Annotated in this window: 22 protein-coding genes; 9 read left to right on the top strand and 13 right to left on the bottom strand. The window is 67.2% G+C overall.

Translation table 11 applies throughout. The features are described 5' to 3' along the window. The first annotated feature begins 734 nt into the window (after positions 1-734). Together M3195_RS14575 and M3195_RS14580 are read left to right on the top strand one after the other, a co-directional pair. The gene (locus M3195_RS14575; RefSeq protein ID WP_251588668.1) at positions 735-1,373 is read left to right on the top strand and encodes a DUF5343 domain-containing protein; all 639 of its coding nucleotides are present in this window, start codon (positions 735-737) and stop codon (positions 1,371-1,373) included. Beyond that, positions 1,370-1,951 (top strand): Swt1 family HEPN domain-containing protein, encoded by a 582-nt coding sequence (locus tag M3195_RS14580; RefSeq protein ID WP_251588669.1) that lies wholly within the window; start codon positions 1,370-1,372, stop codon positions 1,949-1,951. Before M3195_RS14575 ends, M3195_RS14580 begins: the two co-directional genes overlap by 4 nt. A 119-nt stretch (positions 1,952-2,070) precedes the next feature. Here the strand turns inward: M3195_RS14580 and M3195_RS14585 are convergent, their stop codons facing one another. The 3 genes from M3195_RS14585 to M3195_RS14595 all read right to left on the bottom strand — a co-directional run bounded on the left by M3195_RS14585 (position 2,071) and on the right by M3195_RS14595 (position 3,589). Next, positions 2,071-2,775, bottom strand: coding sequence for a hypothetical protein (locus tag M3195_RS14585; RefSeq protein WP_251588670.1), 705 nt, complete (start codon positions 2,773-2,775; stop codon positions 2,071-2,073). 129 nt (positions 2,776-2,904) lie between these two features. Beyond that, the gene (locus M3195_RS14590; protein ID WP_251588671.1) at positions 2,905-3,234 is read right to left on the bottom strand and encodes a helix-turn-helix domain-containing protein; all 330 of its coding nucleotides are present in this window, start codon (positions 3,232-3,234) and stop codon (positions 2,905-2,907) included. A 1-nt stretch (position 3,235) separates the two neighbouring features. Further along, on the bottom strand, positions 3,236-3,589 hold the full coding sequence (locus M3195_RS14595) for a type II toxin-antitoxin system RelE/ParE family toxin (protein WP_251588672.1): 354 nt from the start codon (positions 3,587-3,589) through the stop codon (positions 3,236-3,238). Between the two features lie 532 nt (positions 3,590-4,121). Between M3195_RS14595 and M3195_RS14600 the strand changes: the two genes are divergently transcribed. The 4 genes from M3195_RS14600 to M3195_RS14615 are packed head-to-tail and all read left to right on the top strand — an operon-like array spanning position 4,122 to position 6,917. After that, positions 4,122-4,958 carry a glycosyltransferase family 2 protein gene (locus M3195_RS14600; RefSeq protein ID WP_308211598.1) on the top strand — a complete coding sequence of 279 codons (837 nt, stop codon included), beginning with the start codon at positions 4,122-4,124 and terminating at the stop codon, positions 4,956-4,958. After that, positions 4,955-5,815, top strand: coding sequence for an endonuclease/exonuclease/phosphatase family protein (locus tag M3195_RS14605; RefSeq protein ID WP_251588673.1), 861 nt, complete (start codon positions 4,955-4,957; stop codon positions 5,813-5,815). Before M3195_RS14600 ends, M3195_RS14605 begins: the two co-directional genes overlap by 4 nt. Next, positions 5,812-6,444, top strand: a complete 633-nt coding sequence (locus M3195_RS14610; RefSeq protein ID WP_251588675.1) for a hypothetical protein — start codon at positions 5,812-5,814, stop codon at positions 6,442-6,444. Before M3195_RS14605 ends, M3195_RS14610 begins: the two co-directional genes overlap by 4 nt. Further along, positions 6,441-6,917 (top strand): nucleoside deaminase, encoded by a 477-nt coding sequence (locus M3195_RS14615; protein ID WP_251588676.1) that lies wholly within the window; start codon positions 6,441-6,443, stop codon positions 6,915-6,917. The genes M3195_RS14610 and M3195_RS14615 overlap by 4 nt, the downstream gene beginning before the upstream one ends. A 45-nt stretch (positions 6,918-6,962) precedes the next feature. Here the strand turns inward: M3195_RS14615 and M3195_RS14620 are convergent, their stop codons facing one another. Then, positions 6,963-7,451, bottom strand: a complete 489-nt coding sequence (locus M3195_RS14620; RefSeq protein WP_251588677.1) for a pyridoxamine 5'-phosphate oxidase family protein — start codon at positions 7,449-7,451, stop codon at positions 6,963-6,965. A 161-nt stretch (positions 7,452-7,612) separates the two neighbouring features. Between M3195_RS14620 and M3195_RS14625 the strand changes: the two genes are divergently transcribed. Next, positions 7,613-8,743: an AI-2E family transporter gene (locus M3195_RS14625; RefSeq protein WP_251588678.1), complete on the top strand. Its 1,131-nt coding sequence runs from the start codon at positions 7,613-7,615 to the stop codon at positions 8,741-8,743. A 98-nt stretch (positions 8,744-8,841) separates the two neighbouring features. Then, a complete protein-coding gene (locus tag M3195_RS14630; protein ID WP_251588679.1) occupies positions 8,842-9,015 on the top strand; it encodes a hypothetical protein in 174 nt (57 codons plus the stop codon). A gap of 38 nt (positions 9,016-9,053) precedes the next feature. Here M3195_RS14630 and M3195_RS14635 read toward each other — a convergent pair whose 3' ends face one another. The 7 genes from M3195_RS14635 to M3195_RS14665 are packed head-to-tail and all read right to left on the bottom strand — an operon-like array spanning position 9,054 to position 16,916. After that, a complete protein-coding gene (locus M3195_RS14635) occupies positions 9,054-10,076 on the bottom strand; it encodes an Lrp/AsnC family transcriptional regulator (protein ID WP_251588680.1) in 1,023 nt (340 codons plus the stop codon). Next, a complete protein-coding gene (locus tag M3195_RS14640) occupies positions 10,073-10,972 on the bottom strand; it encodes an alpha/beta fold hydrolase (RefSeq protein WP_251588681.1) in 900 nt (299 codons plus the stop codon). The genes M3195_RS14635 and M3195_RS14640 overlap by 4 nt, the downstream gene beginning before the upstream one ends. Before the next feature lie 31 nt (positions 10,973-11,003). Beyond that, on the bottom strand, positions 11,004-12,200 hold the full coding sequence (locus M3195_RS14645; protein WP_251588683.1) for a M24 family metallopeptidase: 1,197 nt from the start codon (positions 12,198-12,200) through the stop codon (positions 11,004-11,006). Then, positions 12,197-13,099 (bottom strand): ABC transporter permease, encoded by a 903-nt coding sequence (locus tag M3195_RS14650; protein WP_251588685.1) that lies wholly within the window; start codon positions 13,097-13,099, stop codon positions 12,197-12,199. The genes M3195_RS14645 and M3195_RS14650 overlap by 4 nt, the downstream gene beginning before the upstream one ends. Continuing rightward, entirely contained in the window at positions 13,096-14,058 is a 963-nt protein-coding gene (locus M3195_RS14655) for an ABC transporter permease (protein WP_251588686.1), read from the bottom strand. Before M3195_RS14655 ends, M3195_RS14650 begins: the two co-directional genes overlap by 4 nt. 30 nt (positions 14,059-14,088) lie before the next feature. After that, a complete protein-coding gene (locus tag M3195_RS14660; protein ID WP_251588688.1) occupies positions 14,089-15,708 on the bottom strand; it encodes an ABC transporter substrate-binding protein in 1,620 nt (539 codons plus the stop codon). Next, positions 15,708-16,916, bottom strand: coding sequence for a dipeptidase (locus tag M3195_RS14665; protein ID WP_251588690.1), 1,209 nt, complete (start codon positions 16,914-16,916; stop codon positions 15,708-15,710). Before M3195_RS14665 ends, M3195_RS14660 begins: the two co-directional genes overlap by 1 nt. A gap of 167 nt (positions 16,917-17,083) precedes the next feature. On the opposite strand from M3195_RS14665, the gene M3195_RS14670 reads away from it, so the two are divergent. Next, entirely contained in the window at positions 17,084-18,739 is a 1,656-nt protein-coding gene (locus M3195_RS14670) for a dipeptide ABC transporter ATP-binding protein (RefSeq protein ID WP_251588691.1), read from the top strand. Positions 18,740-18,784: 45 nt separating this feature from the next. On the opposite strand, the gene M3195_RS14675 is transcribed toward M3195_RS14670, so the two are convergent. Further along, positions 18,785-19,069 (bottom strand): hypothetical protein, encoded by a 285-nt coding sequence (locus M3195_RS14675; RefSeq protein WP_096715580.1) that lies wholly within the window; start codon positions 19,067-19,069, stop codon positions 18,785-18,787. Positions 19,070-19,167: 98 nt separating this feature from the next. Then, positions 19,168-19,857 carry an SDR family oxidoreductase gene (locus tag M3195_RS14680; protein WP_251588692.1) on the bottom strand — a complete coding sequence of 230 codons (690 nt, stop codon included), beginning with the start codon at positions 19,855-19,857 and terminating at the stop codon, positions 19,168-19,170.

A 19,857-nucleotide genomic window follows, 5' to 3' on the forward strand; every position in this document is an offset into this window, starting at 1 on the left:
TCGAGAGTTCTCCAGCGATGATCTTCAACACCACGACCCGATGCTTCGACGACATGCCCCACTGTCGCCTATGACGCGACTCACGTGTCGCCGATCACGTGTCGCCTATGTCCTGAACCCAGACACCCTCAGGTCCACCATGTGATGAGTCGGGACATATGTCTCAGATGAGTCGCGAGTTATGTCACTCAGCGCGCCGGTTGGCGGCGATTCCGGCCAACTCGTCGGAGAGCACTGCGAATCTCTCGTCGTGCAGCACTGTGGAGACTGCCCCTGCTCGGGGAGAACTCGTTTGGACCGCTGGGCAGCGGTCTCCTGGCGTCGGGAGTGCTCGCCATGACGATCCGCGAAATCCAGGCAGAGCTGTCCCGCCGTCTCCGACTGATCCGTAGGGGTCCGAAACCTCGATCTGCAAGAGGCGTGCCGTCTCAACAGTGGGTTTGCGAGGGTGGCCCGGTCAGCGGCGTGGCACCTCTGAGGTGGAGTACTGCGGACGGGCACGCACCGGTGGGGCTGACGGCCGCACGCCTCTTCTGAAAGACGTGTGAGGCATCAAAGTGGAGGCTCACTAGATCAATCAGGCGCCGTATATGCGGGGCCACGGGAGGCCACCTTCGTTGAGCTACAGGAAGATCGCGCGGGTTGACTTGGCTCTGCTGCCTGAACCGGCAACTATCCGTGCAATAGACCCGGTCACTACACTCTCTTTATCCGTCAACAACAGGGAGACTTCAGTGGCAACCGACCTTCCCTACATGCCTAGTGTCGGCAACGTCGCGTTGATCCTGGAGAAGATCAAGGGAGCGGGCACCCCGCCGAAGTTCACGGTCGAGTTCGTAAAATCGACCTTAGGCTTCACGGCCTCACAGGACAGGTCGTTCCCGCGCATGCTAAAGCAGTTGGGGTTCATCGCCACCGATGGAACTCCGCTACAGCGGTACAACGAGTTCAAAGCGGCTTCGACGGCTGGCCGCGCGATGGCGGATGGCCTGCGCGAGGGTTGGTCGCCGATCTTCATGGCAGACCAGGCCGCACACACCCGATCGGCCACTGAGTTGACCGATATCTTCAAGACCGTCACCGGCCAGGGAGACGCGGTGGCAAAGAAGATGGCATCTACCTTCAAGGCCTTCGCTTCACATGCCGACTGGTCGGTCGCGGCGGGCGCAGCCACCCCTGTGAGCTCTGAGACGAGCGATCCGGATGGCGCGGCGGCATCGAACGGCTCGTCGCGGGCTACGCAGACCGCCGGAATCGCGAGTCTTGCTAGCTCTCTCAGCCTGCATCATGACATCCACCTTCACCTACCCCCCAGCTCCGACGTCGCCGTCTATCGTGCGATCTTCAGGGCACTTCGGGAGGAACTGCAGTGACGCTCGATTCCGCGATTCGTGACTGGCTATTTAAAGGAATGGCCGTGGAGGACCTCCTAGACAGTTTGGAGTCAGAGGGGATCTCCGTCAGAGCAGCCGAAGACCCCGGTGCAGTGCAGCGAGTTCTGCCTCTAGAGGACTTCTCTCCGGCGGTCCGGCGCAGCGCCGTCCAGGCTTTGCCTGCGTATCTTGCGCTTTTTTGTCTCGAGAACTCGATCCGTGAATTGGTCGTCGAACGGATGCAGGACGCGCTCGGGTCGGATTGGTGGGAATCTGGAGCGTCGTCCGAACTCCGGAAAAAGGTCGATCAGCGCCAAGACAAGGAGGGTGCCAACCGTTGGCACATCCGCCGTGGAGCCCAGGAGATCTACTACACCGACTTCGGCGACTTGATTGCGATCATTCGACGCAACTGGGAAGCCTTCGAAGACCTGTTCCCAGATCAGAACTGGGTCATCAATCGACTCACCGAACTCGAGGCGTCTAGGAACATCGTCGCCCACAACAACAACCTCGATGACCGTGAGCTGCTTCGCATCCGAATGTACCTGCAGGACTGGACCCGCCAGGTTGGGTGACCTGCTGCTCTGCGCATGGCGTGAGTGGCACGCCGCCAGAACCGGTTCGCCAGCGGTCTCTAGAAGTGCGTCACTTCGTCGCCCCGAGAACAAGTCCTAACCTGCCAACGATCGCGCCGTCATTCGTCAGAAAGCGGGAGCGATCGGTTTTTCGGCTGCCGCCACCCTTCGGGCACTGGGTCGTCGGCGATGCCCCGGTTGGGCGACGGTAACTGCCGCTCCTCCATGCTTGCCACATAGCGGTGCCATCCGATGCCGCTTTGAAATCGCGCCAGCTGAACCGTTGAAGAACCCTGTCGATCCTGCGCGTCACGTGTGGAGCGACCGCGGAACCAGACGTCCGAGATTCCCTCCGGAAGCACCAGGTCCTGGACGGGCTCAGAGGGGGCGTCACCGCAAGAGTCAGAGAGTCTGTAGAAATAGTGCAATATGTCGTGGCCTCGGCCGAAGAGGAACAGGTGCCTCTCGTCCGCAGCCCGCGCGAGGAGTTTATCGAGATTCTCCTGCGCCCAGTCTTCCGCGAGCATCTCGGTGCAGACCTCTGCGAGTTCACCGAAGCGCGTGGGCACTGATCCGCTCTCGCTCTGCGGTGTACCGTTACGTTTCGCAGTTGCCCATTCACTCATCAGGCTCGTCGCCGGGGGTGAAGTGATCTCGACGATTCCTTGCCGACCTTCACCGCCGGGGTAGATCCAAGCCCCGTCGGGTACCTTGTTGCCAGCGCCCGCGTCCGCAAGCTGGATTTGGATACCGAGCACTTCTTCCATAGCGAGGAAGGCGATCTCTTCTTCTCGGCTTGCCTGGGCACCGACCACGTTGCTCATGCCTTTGAGATTACCCGCGCCCGGCTCGTGACTACGTTTGCTCGACATCCGGGAAGCATGAAGCATCGGGTGTTGGACATGACCCGCGACGTTGCCCCGCCATCGACGCGGGTCGTCTGGCCCGATCGGCTACTCGTGTGGCGACAGCACCAGCTTCCGGCTGCCGAATGTAGCCGTGACTTCGACGGTGCCGCCGAGGGCTTCGACGTAGGACTTCAAAGTGGCGAGCCCGGAGCGATCGAGGTTACCTGCTTCGAGGGCTGAGATGGTGGGCTGGGTGATGGCCATGCGGTCGGCGAGTTCCTTCTGCGTCACGCCCTGCTCTTCGCGGATCTCTCTTAGTCGGTAGGCGCGCTCCTCGGCCTCCATCCGGGCAACATGCTCGGCAACCGCAGCCTGGTCGACGGGGCGCTTAGCGCGCACGTCGCTCCATGCGGTGGTCTTTGTCTTGGTGCTCATCTCACTCCTCCTCACTCGTCAGCCACTCATCGAACCTGTCATCGGCTATCGGGATGTTCTGCTCGTACCACTGCTTCCATCTGCCCGCTTTGTCTCCGGCGATGAGCAGGATGGCCCTGCGTTTCGGATCGAACGCGAACAGAATCCTGATCTCACTGCGCCCTGCCGAACCGGGCCGCAGCTCCTTCATATTGTGATGACGCGAACCCTTGATCCGATCCGCTGTAGGCCGCCCGAGCGTCGGCCCTTCGGACTCCAGCCGAGTGATCGCAGCCGCGATCAGGTTGTAGGTCTCGTCATCCAGCCCCAGGACCCACGACTCCACGTCTTCCCAGAGTCGCACGTCCCAAGACATGCCTTCAGTATAGATCAGGGACGATATCGACTCAAGGCTATGTCTACTGCGGTCGTTTCGACGGGTCATGACGCATCCGAGTCAGAGCATTGCGTCGCTCGGGCCGTCTTCTCCCACGCCGTCATCCGGCTCACCTCGAACCGCTGGGCGATCGACGTTACACTCTCGCCGCTGTCTCGGGACGTGTGAATCGCTTCTATCTGCTTGGTCGTTAGAGGTGTTCGAGTCCGCCTTTTTGGTTCCGTGATCGCTCCGTCGAGCCCCGTGTCAGCTGCAGAGCCCGACAAGCCGAGGCCCCGCTTCGCCAGCTCCCACACGGCTTCCCGCCGTTCGACGTGCTTCCACTCATGTGACTGGAGTCCGCCCTGGTCCACCAGAAGACGTCGAGGTCCCGCGGGACCTCGACCTCTGTCGTTTCCGCACCTCCTCGACTCGGCGGGCTCCCGGCACGTGCCGCACGGATAGCGCCGCACGGCTGCCACGTCAACCCGGCCACGCCCCTCCCCTGCCCTCCGTAGGGTGGGAGGAGAGCATGGACGGACGTCCGTGCGGTGACGTCATGGGAGGCGCACGGATGCCGGAGCTGTCGGTCGATGCGGGGCACCTCCGGACCTCGGTGGTCATCCCGGTCAAGGACGACGCCCCGCTGCTCGCCCGCTGCCTCGACGCGCTCGCCGCGCAGACGGTGGCACCCGACGAGGTGATCGTCGTCGACAACGGCTCGACCGACGACTCGGCCGTCGTCGCACGCGCTGCGGGCGCCCGCGTCATCCCGTGCCCCGTACCCGGCATCCCCGCCGCTGCGTCGACCGGCTACGACGCCGCGCAGGGAGACCTCGTGCTGCGCCTGGACGCCGACTGCGTGCCCGCGCCGACCTGGGTCGCGGAGGTGCGCGACGCCTTCTCGCACGCCGAGCAGGTGGCCGCGTTCACGGGACGCGCGCACTTCACCGACGGCCCGCGCGCCCTCCGCGCACCGCTCGCGCTGCTCTATCTCGGCGCGTACGCGGCGATGACGGGGATGGCGCTGGGGCATCTGCCGCTCTTCGGCTCGAACCTCGCCTTCCGCCGATCGGCCTGGGAGCAGGTGAAAGACGATGTGCACCGCGACGACGCCGAGGTGCACGACGACCTCGACCTCGCCTTCCACCTCGGCGACGCGTTCACGATCGCCCGACTGCCCGGATCGTCGATGGGCATGTCGATGCGACCCCTGACCCAGGGCGCCTTCGGACGTCGCGTGCATCGAGGGTTCCGGAGCGTGATGCTGCACTGGCCCGAGGACTTCCCCCCGCGCCGCTGGCGTCGTCTCGTCGCACGGCGTCGCCGCACCTCGCCTGCGCGTACGTCGGCCGGGATCGCCGCATGACGGCATCCGACCCCGCGATCCCCGCCCGGTCGAGCGATGGACCTGCGGGACCGTCCGATCCCGACGATCTGCACGTGATGACCTTCAATCTTCGTCGGCCGACCAACCGCATCCTGCAGCGGCGGGCGGATCGCTGGAGCACGAGGGCTCCGGCGGTCTCGGCACTGCTTCGTGCGAGCCGTCCCGCTGTGCTCGCACTTCAGGAGGCACTGCCGCACGCGATGCCGACCGTCCGCACGGCTCTGGGCGACGCCTACCGCAGCCTCGGTCGCGGGCGCGGACCCGAGGGGCGCGGCGAGGGCACTCCCCTGCTGTACGACAGCACCCGTCTGACCGTGCGGGCATGGAGGCAGGAAGCCGTGTCCGACGAGCCGGACCGCGCGGGATCTCGGGATCGGGGAACCCCGTTCCCGCGGATCCTCGTGTGGGCGGAGTTCGAGGACCGCCGAACGGGATTGGTGTTCCTCGCGGTGAACACGCACCTCGATCCGCTGTCAGTCCGCTCTCGGGATCGGTCCGTCGACCGCATCCATTCCCTGATCGGCGCCCGGGCGCTGCCGACGATCGTGCTCGGTGACTTCAACGCCGGCCCCCGCTCGAACACCCTGCGGCGGATGCTCCACGACGGGCTGCTCGTCGACGCCTGGACGGCCGCTCAGACCCGGCGCTCGCCGGAGTGGGGCACGCACGCGAACTACCGGCCGCCACGGATCGGGGCGAGACGAATCGACGGGATCCTCACCACGCCTGACATCGACGTCCGATCGACAGCTGTCGACGCTCGGCGCTTCTTCGGCGTCTTCCCGTCCGACCATCTGCCCGTGCACGCCATCCTGCGCATCGGAGGCGCAGCGTGAAGGACGACTTCCTGCGACCGCCGACGACGCTCGGCGAGTGGCTCGCGGACGCCCTCCGTCTCGTCGGCGTGCTCGGAGTGCTCGCCGCCGCGATCTGGCTGAAACCCACGGATGCCGGAATCGCCGCGCTCGCGCTGCCCGCGCTCATGCTTCCTCGGATGCTCGGCCTCGCCGCCTGGTTCGACGTCACGGCGTGTGCGACGGTGCTCGTCGCGGCGTGGAGCAACGTGTTCGACCTCTACCGCACCGTCACGGGCTGGGATCTCGTGCTCCACTTCCTGTGCACCGGAGTGCTGGCGGTCATCGCCGCGGTCATCCTCACGCGCACGAGCGTCGTCCGCCTCGTGACGGCGGTCGACGGGAGCGGGCACACGCTGAGCCGCCGCACGCCGATCGTCCTCCTGCCGCTGCTGGCGCTCGCCATCAGCGCGGTGTGGGAGATGATCGAGTGGCTCGGTTGGAGATACATCAGTGACGACATCTTCGTCACCTATCAGGACACCATCGGCGATATGGTGCTGGGTGGACTCGGCGGCGTCGCGGCCGGCATCCTCCTCGCCCTCGTCCCGGTGGGCCGTCGTACTCGTCCACACATGCTCTCCCCCGACGCCCGGAAGGTCCGACCATGACACTCTCCGACACCGACCTGACCCACCTCCGACGCTGCATCGAACTGGCGCGCGAGGCACTCGACGACGGCGATGAACCGTTCGGATCGGTGCTCGTCTCGGCCACCGGCGAGACCCTGTTCGAGGACCGCAATCATGTCGCTCACGGTGACGCGACGCGCCATCCGGAGTTCGAGATCTCTCGCTGGGCGGCCATGAACCTGGATGCACAGGAGCGCGCCGCAGCGACTGTGTACACGTCCGGCGAGCACTGTCCGATGTGCTCGGCGAGCCACGGATGGGTGGGACTCGGCCGCATCGTCTACGTGGCGTCGTCGCGGCAGCTGAGCGGGTGGCTGCGCGAGTGGGGCGTCGGCCCGTCGCCCGTCGCACCCCTCGCGATCACCGACGTCGTGCCGGCCGCGATCGTCGACGGCCCCGCGCCCGAGCTCGAAGCCGAGATCAGGGAACTGCACCGCCGCCGGTTCGCCTGATCCGAAGAACCGGCGCCGCGCCGCACAGGACGCGGCGCCCGGTGCTTACCGCTCGGGAAGGCGCACCGTCTCGTTCTCGGCGTCGTACTGCTCGCCTGTGACCTTCGACTTCACGAAGCTGAACAGCGAGGCGAGCTTGCCTCCGGGGCTGTCCCAGTACTCGGCGGTCTCCGCCGTGAACTTCAGCAGGCCGACCTCGGGATCGTCGGGTCCGTCGGTGAACCACGCCTCGACGGTCGGGCTCCACAGCTCGTGGATCTTGGCCCGATCCTCGACGAGCTCGGCGTGCCCCGACAGAGAGACCCACGAGTCGTTCGAGCTCAGCGAGACGCCGACCCGATCGTCCGCGCGCAGATCGGTGACGAACGTGGCGCCCTTCGCGACGAGGAACCACAGGTCGCCGTCGAACTCGGCCTCCTGCACCGTGAGCGGGTGGGCGACGAGCCGGTCCTCCGCGTTGCGGGTCGTAAGCATGGCGAAGCGGAAGTCCTTGATGAGCTCCGCAACGCGCTGGGTGGGGGTCTGGTCGGTCATTGGTGTCGTCCTCTCCCGCCGCTTCGATGGCGGCATACGAGAATCGTGCGGCTTCCGCGACCCGCGCGCCAGGGGCTTGCTATCGGCGGCGGGCCTGGATAGAAAGACGGGGCGATCGTTCGTCATTCCGGCGTCGGCGCGGACAGCGGGAGGCGCACGTGATGGGACTGTTCCGACGACCGGAGCCGACGACCGCGGACTCGACGACACCGGACGCGGGGAGCCTCTGGGCCCGAGGATGGGGCTTGGCGGCGACGCGGAGCCTGCAGACCCTGGCGGTGCTCGCGCTCGTGGCGGTCGGCGTACTCGTCATCACGCAGCTGTCACTCGTGTTCATCCCCGTGACGATCGCCCTGATCCTCGCGAGCGCCATCCATCCGCTCGTCGCCCTCATGAGGCGCCGCGGAGTGCCGTCGATCCTCGCGACCTGGATCGCGCTGATCGGCATCATCGTCGTGCTCGGCGGCGTGATCTGGGTGATCGTGCTGACGGTCCGGTCCCAGTGGGACGACCTCGTCGACTCGGCGACCGACGGCATCACACAGGTCACAGCGTGGCTCGACACCCTCCCGTTCGACTTCGCGTCCATCGACCTCGACGAGGTCTGGGCGAGTGCCGGCGACTTCCTCACCAGTGCCTCATTCGGTCGCGGCGCGCTCGCCGGCGTCTCCGCGACCGCGAGCTTCTTCACCGGACTCGCGCTCATGATCGTCGTGCTGTTCTTCTTCCTCAAGGACGGCCCGCGCATCTGGGAGTTCCTGCTGCGCCCCTTCACGGGCGAGAGCTACGAGCGGGCTCGCCGCATCGGCGACAAGACCGTCGACGTGTTCGGCGGGTACGTGCGAGGCACGTCGATCGTCGCCGCGGCGGATGCTCTGGGAATCGGCATCGGCCTGGCGATCCTGCAGATCCCCCTCGCCATCCCCCTGGCGGTCATCGTCTTCCTGACCGCGTTCATCCCGCTCGTCGGAGCGACAGCAGCGGGCATCCTCGCCGCCCTCGTCGCGCTCGTGACCCACGGCCCCGTCGCCGCGTTGATCGTCGTCGGCATCGTCGTGCTCGTGAATCAGCTCGAGGGAAACTTCCTGCAGCCGGTCGTCATGGCCCGCTCGCTCAAGCTGCACGCCCTCGTCATCCTGCTCGCCCTGACCACCGGGACGATTCTCGGCGGAATCGTCGGCGCCGTGCTGTCCGTCCCCATCGCCGCCGTCGCCTGGGGAATCATCACCGTCTGGGATGGGCCGCACACGCCGGCACGACCCTTCCGCAAAAAGCGACCCGAAACGGTCTGACCTCCCCGCCTAGCCCCGCCGGACCGCGCCGTCAACCGACTCCCCTCGCGTCGGATCGCGTCGTACCGTGGCAGCACTCACGACGAGAGGAGCAGGCAATGACCAGCAACCCCCCACCCCCGATCCCTCCGGTTCCGCCGCTCGGCGACGGTGACGAGTCGCCGGAAGAGCCGACACGCGAGGTCGAGGGCGAGCGCGAGCTCGACCCCGATGCGAATCCGGACCTCATCGACAGCGCCGACGCCGACCGCATCGCCGCGGAAGGCGACTGATCCCATCGAGCCGGGCCGGCGGGCGACCGCCCGTCGGCTCAGCTCGCTCCGGCTGACGCGACCTGGCCGCGCCACCACGGCGTCTCGATGAAGCCGCGCTTCATGAACACGAGCTCCATGGCCGCATCCCACCCCTTCACGCCCTTGAGCTGAGCGATCGTCCCGGTGAGGAAGTCGTGCAGCGTCTCAGTGCTCGGGAGGATGATCTCGCAGTAGAGCGAGTTCTCCTCGAGCACGGCGGCGAGGAACCGCACCGAGACGTGCTGCGACAGCGTCTGCGCGACCGAGGCCAGGCGCGACGGCTCGACCCGCAGCATGAGCAGCGTCTCGGCGCTCATGCCGAGGGCGGATGCCGGCACCATCGTCACCGTCGTGAGGCACCCCGCCGATCGCATCCGCTCATACCGCCGACGGACGCTGCTCTCGTTCATGTCGAGCGTGGCCGCGATCGAGAGGAACGATGCACGCCCGTTGTCGCTCAGCTCGCGCACGATCGCTCGATCCGCATCGTCGAAATGCGACGGATCGCACGTATTGGGCGCGGGCATGTACGACTGCGGGTCGGACGTCGCCTCGGCGTGCGAGTCGTACAGCTGACGCCCCCAGTCGAAGCTCACCTTGTAGGTGTGCACCACCAGGTCGCTGCGCCAGCGCTCGACGCCGGGGATGGCCTGCAGATCCGTGAGGACATGGGCGTAGTTCGCGGAGTCCCCGGGGATGACGACCTCGGCGAACACATCGAACTTCCCGGTCACCAGGGTGACGAATCGCACGTACTGCGACCCGATGAGCGCCTCCGCGACCGTGAGCTGCGAACCGGGCGTGCAGTTGATCCGCACGAAGAACGTCTCGACGTGCCCCTCGCTCCCCAGCGTCGGCACGATGCCGACCCGCACGATCCCCTCGGCGAGCAGCTGCTGCCCGCGCCTGGTCACGGTCGACACCGAGGCTCCGGCGAACTCGGCGATCGAGGTCCAGCTCGCCCGTCCGTCCTGCTGCAGGGCGACGACGATGCGCCGGTCGAGGTCGCTGACGTCCCTCACGAGTGGCGCGCTGCTCATGCCGTCGGCGGGTACACCCGGTGCAGGAACGTGCGCACCGTGTCCGTCCACGCCTCTGCCTCCTCGATCTGCGGGGAGTGCCCCGACTTCTCGAACACCACCATCTCGGAGTCCGGGATGAGATCGGCGATCGTCTGGCTACACGATACTGGCGTGATCCAGTCCGTCCGGCCCACGGTGATGAGTGTCGGAACCGAGATCTCGGGCAGGCGCGGCTTCAGGTCGTAGTTGGGCAGGTTCACCGAGAACGCGTAGTTGTGCGCCTCGTAACGGTAGGGCGTCGCCTCGACTTTCCGCTCCACGGCATCCGGATCGTAGTGGAAGTCGTACAGCGGGAGGATCTCGCGCCAGCAGTCCTTGAGGTCTTCGTTGTCGCGGACCTTGCCGACGTCGATGCGGTCGAACTTCTCCATGTCGATGCTCACGCGGTCCGACGCCAGCGCGTTCTCGCGCGCCAGATGCGCGTTGGAGTCGTCGGGCGAGGTGTCGCGCAGCACGACGGCCGCCACGCGGTCGGGGTAGCGCAGGGCGTACTCCATCGCCATGAATCCGCCGTAGGAGCCTCCCGCCATGACGATGCGCTCGGCGCCGATCCACTCGCGCAGGCCGTCGATGTCGGCGGCCCACTGCTCGTGGCTGAACGTGCCGTTGCCCTCGCTCTGGCCGCTCCCGCGGGCGTCGAACACGACCACCCGGTACTCGTCGGCGAGGCGTCCGAAGCTCGCGCGCGGCTCTGCGCGCGAACCGAGGCCGGGGGCGCCGTGATGCGTGATGATCGCGGGGGCGCCCTCCGGGCCGAGCACTTCGACGGCGAGGTGATTGCCGTTGATCTCGACCCACTGGTGATCGGTGGTGGCTGCGGCGAACTCGGGTGAGACCGGCGGTGTGGTTGTCATGCGTCGTCTTCTTCCTGTGAGGGTCGGTGCTTCAGAGCGGGATGGTGCAGTCGTCGAGTCCGCGCGGGAACGTGGTGAGGGGCTCCGCTCCGTCGTCGGTGATGAGCATGCTGTCGCTGATGCGGTACCCCGCGTGCCCCGGTACGTAGATGCCGGGTTCGTTGGAGACGACCATGCCGGCCAGCAGCACCGTCGCATCGCCGTCTTCGAGCCAGGGCGCCTCGTGCATGCCGAGCCCGATGCCGTGCCCCTGACGGTGACGGACGTAGTCGCCGAGGCCCGCGCCGCGGATGACGTCGAGGCAGAGCCTGTTCGCCTCCCTGCCCTCGATACCGGCCCTGATCGTCTCGCGACCGAGCTGCTGCGCGGCGTGGACCGTGTCGTGGTAGCGGCGCTGCTCGGCCGTCGGCTCGCCGAGGACGAAGGTGCGCTCCCCCTCGATGAAGCGCCCGCCGACCGCGCATCCGAGCGACAGCATGAACGTATCGCCCTCGCGCAGCCTGTTGACCGAGGGCAGCCCGTGCGGGAAGGCGGAGTTCGCGCCGGAGTACACCAGCCCGCCGGCGAGCAGCGAGGCCACGACGACGTTGCGGTGCTCGGCGTACATGAGGCGGGTGCCCGCGGCGGTGACGTGCCTCTCCAGCTCGGTCTCGGTCGGGAGGTCTCCCCCGGCGGCCACGGCGTCGACCACCAGCTGCACGCCGGCGTCCAGCATCCGGTCGGTGATCCTGGCCGCCTCCCGGTGCAGCACGACCTCCTCGGGGAACTTCACGTACCGAGCACGGATCGTGAGGTCGGAACCCACGAGCTGGGCCGCTTCGAACGCTGCGCGAGCCGCCGCGAGGCGGACGTAGGGCATGGTCGATGCGAACCCCACGCGCCGCGCGGGTGCGACCGCATCGGCGAGCACCTGGAAGGGTGCCACGATGCCCGGGTACTCGAAGAAGGCGACGAGCTCCGCATGGGCGGACTGCGATTCGGCGTACTCCCGCTCGAGTTCCGGGAGCAGCATCACGGTACGCCCCGACGCCTCGACCCACACCGCGACCGGACGCTCGGACGGGTGGTGGAAGAACCCGGTGAGGTAGGCGATGTCCTCGGGGTGATCGGTGAGGAACGCGTCGAAGCCCTCCTCGGCCATCATCGTGCGGACGCGCTCCTGCGTGCGGTCGAAGAACGCGGGGGCGAGTCTCTGATCGAAGTCGTTCATGTCATCCGTTCCGGTCATCGCTTGAGGTGACGGGGATTGCGGGCGTCGTTGTAGGCGATCGAGAGCAGCGTCGCCGACAGCACGAGGATGAGGATCGCGATCGAGGGGAACAGCGTGAGCCACCACGCGCTGACCATCGCACCGGCCTGCTGGGCCTCGTAGAGGATGCGACCCCACGACCATGTGGTCGGATCGCCCAGGCCGAGGAAGGCCAGTCCGGCAGCCGAGAGGACCGCCCGCGAGGCGGTGACGACGACCGAGACGACGACGACCGGGGTGACCGCGGGGAGGAGGTGGCGGGTGATGATCCAGAAGGGCGAGGTCGTCATGAGGCGCGCCGCGTCGACGTACGGCAGTCCGACGACCGTGAGAGCCTGCGACCGCACGAGACGCGTCACCTCGGGCCAGGAGAACGCCGCGACCACGAGGATGATCGTCGTCGTGCTCGGGCCGACGAGCGCCGCGATGAGGATCATGAGCGGCAGCACGGGCAGCGACAGCGTCATGTCGACGATGACGCTGATGATGCCGTCGAGGCGCCGGAAGTACGCCCCGATGACCGCGATGATCGTGCCGAAGATGATCGCGATGACGGATGCCGCGACGGCGACGAGCACGCTCTGCTGCGTTCCCCAGATGACCTCGGAGTACACGTCGCGACCGAGCGCGTCCGTGCCGAACCAGTGACCGGCGCCCGGCGGACGCAGGACGTCGGGACCGTAACTCGCCGGGTAGGGGGCGATCAGCGGTGCGGCGAGCGCGACGACCACCAGCAGCAGGAGCAGCGCGAGCGAGATCATCCCGAGCGGGTCCCGGCGGAATGCGCGCCACGTGTGCGCGCTCGCCCGTTCGCTGCCGACTGCGGCCGGTTCGGTGAGGGGCGCGCCCTCGGCGGTGGGGAGAAGAGGAGCGGTCATGACGTCTTCACTCTCGGGTCGAGGTAGCCGTAGACGATGTCGGTGATGGTGTTCGCGACCACGACGGTCACGGCGAGCATGAGGAAAGCACCCTGCAGCACGGGGAAGTCGAGCTGCGTGACGGCCTCGTAGATACCGCGGCCGATGCCCGGGTAGGCGAACACCGTCTCGGTGAGCACGGCGCCTCCGACCAGGAAGCCGAGCTGCAGGCCGATCAGGGTCGTGGTGGGCAGCAGGGCGTTGCGCAGCGCGTGCTTCCAGAGGATGCGCCGCCCGCGCAGGCCGTTCGCCTTGGCGAGGAGGATGTAGTCCTCACTGAGGGTCTCGATGAGGGTCGACCGCATCGTCAGCACGTACGACCCCACCTGGATCAGCATGAGCGACACGGCCGGCAGCACGAGATGCTGCGCGACACTGAGGTACCAGTCCATCCCGTACGTGTTGTTCGTGTAGGCCCCGCCGATCGGGAACCAGCCGAGGTTCAGCCCGAACACGAAGAGCAGGAGGATCGCCACGCTCGGCACGAAGAGCGACTGGCCCGTCACCCCGAGCACCTGCACGGCCCGGTCGATGAACCGGCCTTTGAAGGATGCCGCGGCCACGCCGAGCGGGATGCCGATGACGATCGTGAGCACGAGCGCCGTCACGGTGAGCAGCAGCGTCCACGGGAGCCGCTGGAGCAGGACGTCGAGCACAGGGATCGACTGGGTGAAGGAGATCCCCAGGTTGCCCTGCACGAGCTGCCACATGTAGAGGCCGTACTGGATGAGCAGCGGCTGATCCAGGCCGTACTGCTCGAGGATGGTCGCCCGGATCTCGTCCGTCATGTTCGGGCTCGCCAGCGCGAGCGCCGGGTCGCCGGGGAGCAGGCGGAGCAGCAGGAACGTCACGGTCACGGCGAACCAGATCGTGAGCAGGCCTCGCCCTGCGCGGCTGAGAATGAACGATGCTCGGGACACCCGGGCGACCTTCCTCGAGAGTGGGGGTTGTTACTCGACCGGGTGCGCGCTCGCGAGCGAGAGCGGGTTCACGATCGAGAGCAGTTCGCTCGGCTTCGAGATGAAGCCGGCCCATTCGTCGCTGGCTGCGAAGAAGAGGTTCTGCGTGTACATGATGTTGTCGTAGACCTGCTCGTGCACGATCTTGTTCGCCTCGCGCATGATCGAGATCTTCTCGTCCTCGTCGAACGTGACCATGCCCTCCTCGATCAGGGCGTTGAGCTCGGGGTCGTCGACGTGGGTGTAGTTGATCGCTCCTCCGGGGAGGTACGACAGCGCGAAGTTCGTGACGGGGTCGTCCATGATCGCGAAGTTGCCGGCGTAGATGTCGTAGTCGCCCGCGTTGGTCATCGAGAGGTACGTGTTCCGCTCGGTGCCCTGCAGCTCGATCGTGATGCCGGCCTCAGCCGCCGTGTCCTTCACCAGCTGCGCCCACTGGCTCGTCACGCTGTCCTGCAGCGAGTAGATCAGCCGGAAGGAGATGGGGAAGACGCCGTCGGCGTCAGCCGTGTACCCGGCCTCCTCCATGAGCGAGCGCGCCTTCTCCGGATCGAACTCGTACTCCTCCACGGAGTCGTCGTAGTACTTGGCGAGCACGGGCATGAGGGCGCTGGAGCCCGTCGACACCGCTTGGCCCTGCAGCACGACCGTGCGGATCGCCTCGTAGTCGACCGCATGGGCGAGCGCCTGCCGCACCTCGGTCTTCGCGAGGTCGGGCTTCTCCATGTTGTAGACGAGGTGGGCGTATCCGAGGCCCGGGGCTTCGATGACCTGCAGCCCGCTCGCGTTGCTGAGCTGCTCGACCTGCGCCGGCGGCAGCGCGTTCGCGATCACGTCGATCTCACCGCTCTGCAGGGCGAGGATCTCGGTGTTCACGTCGGGGTACACGCGGTAGACCACCTCGGCCGGTCCCGGCACCCCGCCGTCGACGAGCGGGTAGTCCTCGACGCGCTTCAGCGTGTAGTGCTGCCCGACCTGGAAGTCGTCGAGGATGAACGGCCCCATGCCGACCCAGCCGCCGTCGCTTCCGTCGTTCGCGAACTCCGCGATCGACCCCTTCGGCTCGAAGACGTGCTGCGGAACCACGACGCCCCAGAAGCCGATCTCGTCGATGATCGAGGAGTCCGGCTGGGTCAGCGTCAGCTCGACCCGCGTGTCCGACACCGCCGTGGCCGTGTCGAGGTTGCCGAGCTGGCCGTAGAACGTGCCGGGCGCCTGGTCGCGCTTGACCGCGTTCAGCGTCCACGCCACATCCTCGGCGGTCAACGGCTCGCCGTCGCTCCACGTCAGGTCGTCGCGGATCTCGTAGAACCCGGTGGTGTCGTCCACGTAGCCCCAGTCGGTGGCGACGTGCTCCTCCTTCGTCCCGTCCTCGCTGATGCTCAGCAAATGCGGGTACATCAGGTTGGTGATCCACGAGTCCGTGCGGCTGTTGCCGAGCACCGGGTTGAAGTTGACGACGTCCGTCGTAGTGCCGATGCTGAGCGTCTCGTCGCTCGGCCCGGTGCTGGAGGACGACTCCCCCGGCTCCGGAGCGGATGGGGCGCACGCGGTGAGGCTCACGGCGAGTGCCGCGGCCGCACCGAGGGCGAGGTATCTCTTGTGCTTCATCAGACCCAGACCTCCTCGAGTACGCGCATGGTGTTCCCGCCGACGACCGCGCGGATCTCGTCGTCGGAGTAGTCGTGCTTCACGAGCCAGCCGATGATGTTGTAGAAGGCCTCGGCCGGGTTCTCGATCCCGTCGACGTACGGCTGCTTCTCGTACTCGACGTTGGCGTGAGCCTGGCCGAGGGAGAGGTTCGACGAGAACGCGTCGTGCAGTCCGACGTGGTCGCCGAACAGCGTGTCGGGCCCGAAGCTCACGTGCTCCAGGCCGACGAGGTCGACGCAGTACTGGAAGTGGTCCATGACCGACTCCAGCGAGTGCTTCGGATGCTGCGGCGAGATCGTCGTGTGCGGCGCGGCCTCGATGCCGATGACGCCACCGCGCTTCGCGCACTCGATGATCGTCTCGTCGGTCTTCATGCGGTTCGTGGGCCAGAGACCCCGGGCACCGGCGTGTGTGATGAACACGGGCTTCGTCGAGTGCGCGATCACGTCGAGGCACGTCTGGTCGCCCGAGTGGGAGATGTCGATCGCGATGCCGAGCTTGTTCATGCGCTCCACAGCGCGCTCGCCGAAGTAGGTGAGGCCCCCGTCGCCGCGCTCCTTGAGACCGCCGCCGAGCATATTCGCCTCGGAGTACGCGATGCCCATCTGTCGCACGCCGAAGCCGTAGAGCACGTCGAGCCGGTCGACCTCGTTCTCGATCATGGTCGACGCCTCGAGCGCGAAGATGTGCGCGACGCGTCCGGTCTCGGCCGCGTACCGGATGTCCTTGATCGACTCGGCCTTGATGACGAAGTCCTGATGGGCGAGGTCGGCCATGCGCACGCCCAGGTCGAACAGCACGTCCTGGTACTTCCAGCCGGCGTCGCTCGAGATACAGCAGGTGCCGTCCATGCCGTTGTCGAAGACAGCGGTGAGGCCGGAGCGCGCGAGGCCCTGGTATCCGGTGGGTTCGCGGCCCTGGCGGATGTGGTCGCGCAGCTCGCCCATGTCCTCAGGGAAGACCTGCACGTGCTCGTGCAGCGAGATCACGGTCTCCTCGCGCAGCAGGCGCTCGGTGCGCTCCTTTTGCGCGTCGGTCAGCTCGAGGCCCTCGTAGGCGGGGACGCGGCCGATCTGCTTGGCGTAGCGGAACTCGCGGTAGTCCTTGCCCGCTTCGAGGTACTCGTAGGCGGTGTAGCCGTCATAGCGGTCAGCTTGTTCGAGCACGAATGCTCCTTCGTTTCGGTGGTGCGGGATGCCTCTCCCGTCCGACGAAGGGAGATTTCCTCGAATCTCGATGATTTCGGCGCCGGTGTCAACTACTTTGCGAAAATTCGGCTGAGATGTTTCCTGTTCGAAACAATTCGGGTCGGATGTGGTGGCATGATGTGTCCATGGAGAACACGTCTGCACCCGGAGACGGCACCGTGCTCGAGGTCGCCGGACTCACCGTCACGCTCACCGGAGACGGCCGGAGCAACCGCGTCGTCGACGGCATCGACCTCTCGGTGCGCCGCGGCGAGGTCTTCGCACTGCTCGGCGAATCCGGCTCGGGCAAGTCGATGACCGCCCGCGCGATCATGGGGCTCATCGACGAGGGGGAGGTGCACGCCGACACGCTCGCGCTCGGCGGCACCGATCTGCTGACTCTCTCCCCCGAGGAGCATCGACGCCTACGCGGTGTGAGGGTCAGCCTCGTCATGCAGGACGCCCTGTCGGCCCTCAACCCGGTGTTGAGCATCGGCGATCAGCTCGGCGACCTTCTCCGCGCCCATCGCCGCATGTCCCGCCGCGACGCTCGCGCTCGGGCGGTCGAGCTCCTCACTCTCGTCGGCATCCCCGTGCCCGAGAAACGCGTGCACGACTACCCTCACCAGTTCTCCGGAGGACAGCGCCAGCGCATCCTCATCGCCATGGCGATCGCCCTCGATCCCGATCTCATCATCGCCGACGAGCCCACCACGGCGCTCGACGTCACGGTGCAGGCGCAGATCCTCGACCTGCTGCTCTCCCTGCGCGACCGGCTGGGCATGGGCATCCTGCTCATCACGCACGACCTCGGCGTCGTGATGGAGGTGGCGGACAGCGTCGCCGTCATGCGCCACGGCCGCATCGTGGAGTCGGGCAGCGCCGACGACGTGCTCACCGCACCGCAGCATCCGTACACCACGCAGCTGCTCGACTCGATGCCGAAGGACGTGAGCGCCGCCGTCCAGGACGACGCGTCGACGCCGATCCTGCGGGCGACCGCCGTCGAGCGGACCTTCCGTTCGGGCAGCGGTCGTCGTGCGCACCGCGTCGCCGCCGTGGCCGGAGTGGACCTGGAGTTGCGCAGCGGCGAGATCCTCGCGATCGTCGGCGAGTCGGGCAGCGGCAAGTCCACCCTCGCCAGGATGCTGGTGGGCCTGGACTCCCCCGACGCCGGGACCCTCGTGTATCGCGACAGCGACGTCACCCGTGGTCGCCTGCAGGACCGCAAGACGCTGCGCAGGGGTGTGCAGATGGTCTTCCAGGACCCCTACCTGTCCCTGAACCCCCGGATGACGGTGCAGCAGCTCATCGCCGAGCCGCTCGCGGCCACGCGCACCGGCACGGCGGCGAGCCGTCGGGAGCGCGTCGCGGAACTGCTCGAGCTCGTCGGGCTGTCACCGGAGATGGGCTCGCGCTTCCCCCATCAGTTCTCCGGCGGCCAGCGGCAGCGCATCGGCATCGCACGGGCCCTGGCCCTCGATCCAGACGTCCTGGTCTGCGACGAGCCGGTCTCGGCACTGGACGTCTCGATCCGCGCGCAGATCATCGACCTGCTGTGCGATCTGCGCGAGCGCCTCGGAATGTCGATCGTATTCATCGCGCACGACCTGTCACTCGTGCGCCACATCGCCGACCGCGTGGCCGTGATGTACCTCGGCGACATGGTCGAGGTCGGCGACACCGAGACGGTCTACCGCACCCCGACCCACCCGTACACGCAGTCGCTGCTGTCGGCGATCCCTCCGCAGACCAGGGCCGACCGCGGGATGCTGGCGCGGCGGACCCGCCTCAGCGCCTGACGGGCCGACCGGCAATGGTCGCCCACCTGCGCGAAGGCGGGGCACTCAGGTCGCGAGCAGCGGCGGCAGGTGCGGGATGGCGATCGGACGCGTCGCCCGGCTCGAATCCTGCACGCGCGAGACGTCTTCCAGCACGTCGTACGCGGTGGAGTAGCGGATGGCCAGAGGGAGATCGCGCAACCACACGACCTCCACCTCCGTCTCCGCGTACTCGTACACGCACGCCACGACGTAGCGAGGGTCGTTCTCGGCGTACCGCCGGTCGTTGATCACCCATTCCGACGGGGTGATGCGGTTGAGCACGTATCTCGGCTCCGGATCTCCATTCATGTGACAGTCCTCCAAGACTCTCTCCCCGCGGAGATCATCTCCGGCGCGACGAAGAGAACCGAGCCCCTTGACAACCGCGCCGATCGACGGCAGACGGGTCAGCGGGCGGGCCGGACGGTGAGGTCTGTCAGCGCCGCGTCGGACGGCAGGTCGAGAGCGGTGAGGATGGTCGTCGCGACGCTCTCCGGGGTGATGAAGCGCTCGGCGTCGTACTCACGACCCTCCTGCTGGTGCACGCGCTCCTGCATCGGCGTCGCCGTGCGCCCGGGGTAGATCGAGCTCACGAGCACGCCGTGCTCCGCCTCCTCCGCCCGGAGTGCGTCGGCCAGCGCGCGCAGCCCGTGCTTGGATGCCGCGTACGCGCTCCAGCCGGCATGCGCGTGGAGCCCCGCTCCGGAGTTGACGAAGATCACCCGTCCGCGCGAGACCCGCAGCACGGGCAGCAGCAGCCTGGTCAGCTCCGCCGGACCGACGAGGTTCACGGCGAGCTGCTGCTCCCACAGCGAGGGCGGCAGGTCGGCCACGGGTCCGAGGTCGACGACTCCCGCGACGTGGATGAGCGAGTCGATGCGCTCAGGCAGGGGCTGCTTCGAGAATGCCCACGACAGCCGACCGGGCTGCGCGAGATCTCCGACGAGCGCGGTCGCCCCGGGCAGCGCGGCCGTCATCTCACGGGCGCGACCCGCATCTCGCGCGAGCACGACGACGTCGTCCCCTCGCTCCAGGAGACGCTGCGCGACGACGGCGCCGATGCCGGAACCGGCACCCGTCACCAGATGGGTGGGCAT

Origin of the sequence: Microbacterium hydrocarbonoxydans (genome assembly GCF_023715885.1) — a bacterium.
Classification (GTDB): domain Bacteria; phylum Actinomycetota; class Actinomycetes; order Actinomycetales; family Microbacteriaceae; genus Microbacterium; species Microbacterium hydrocarbonoxydans_C.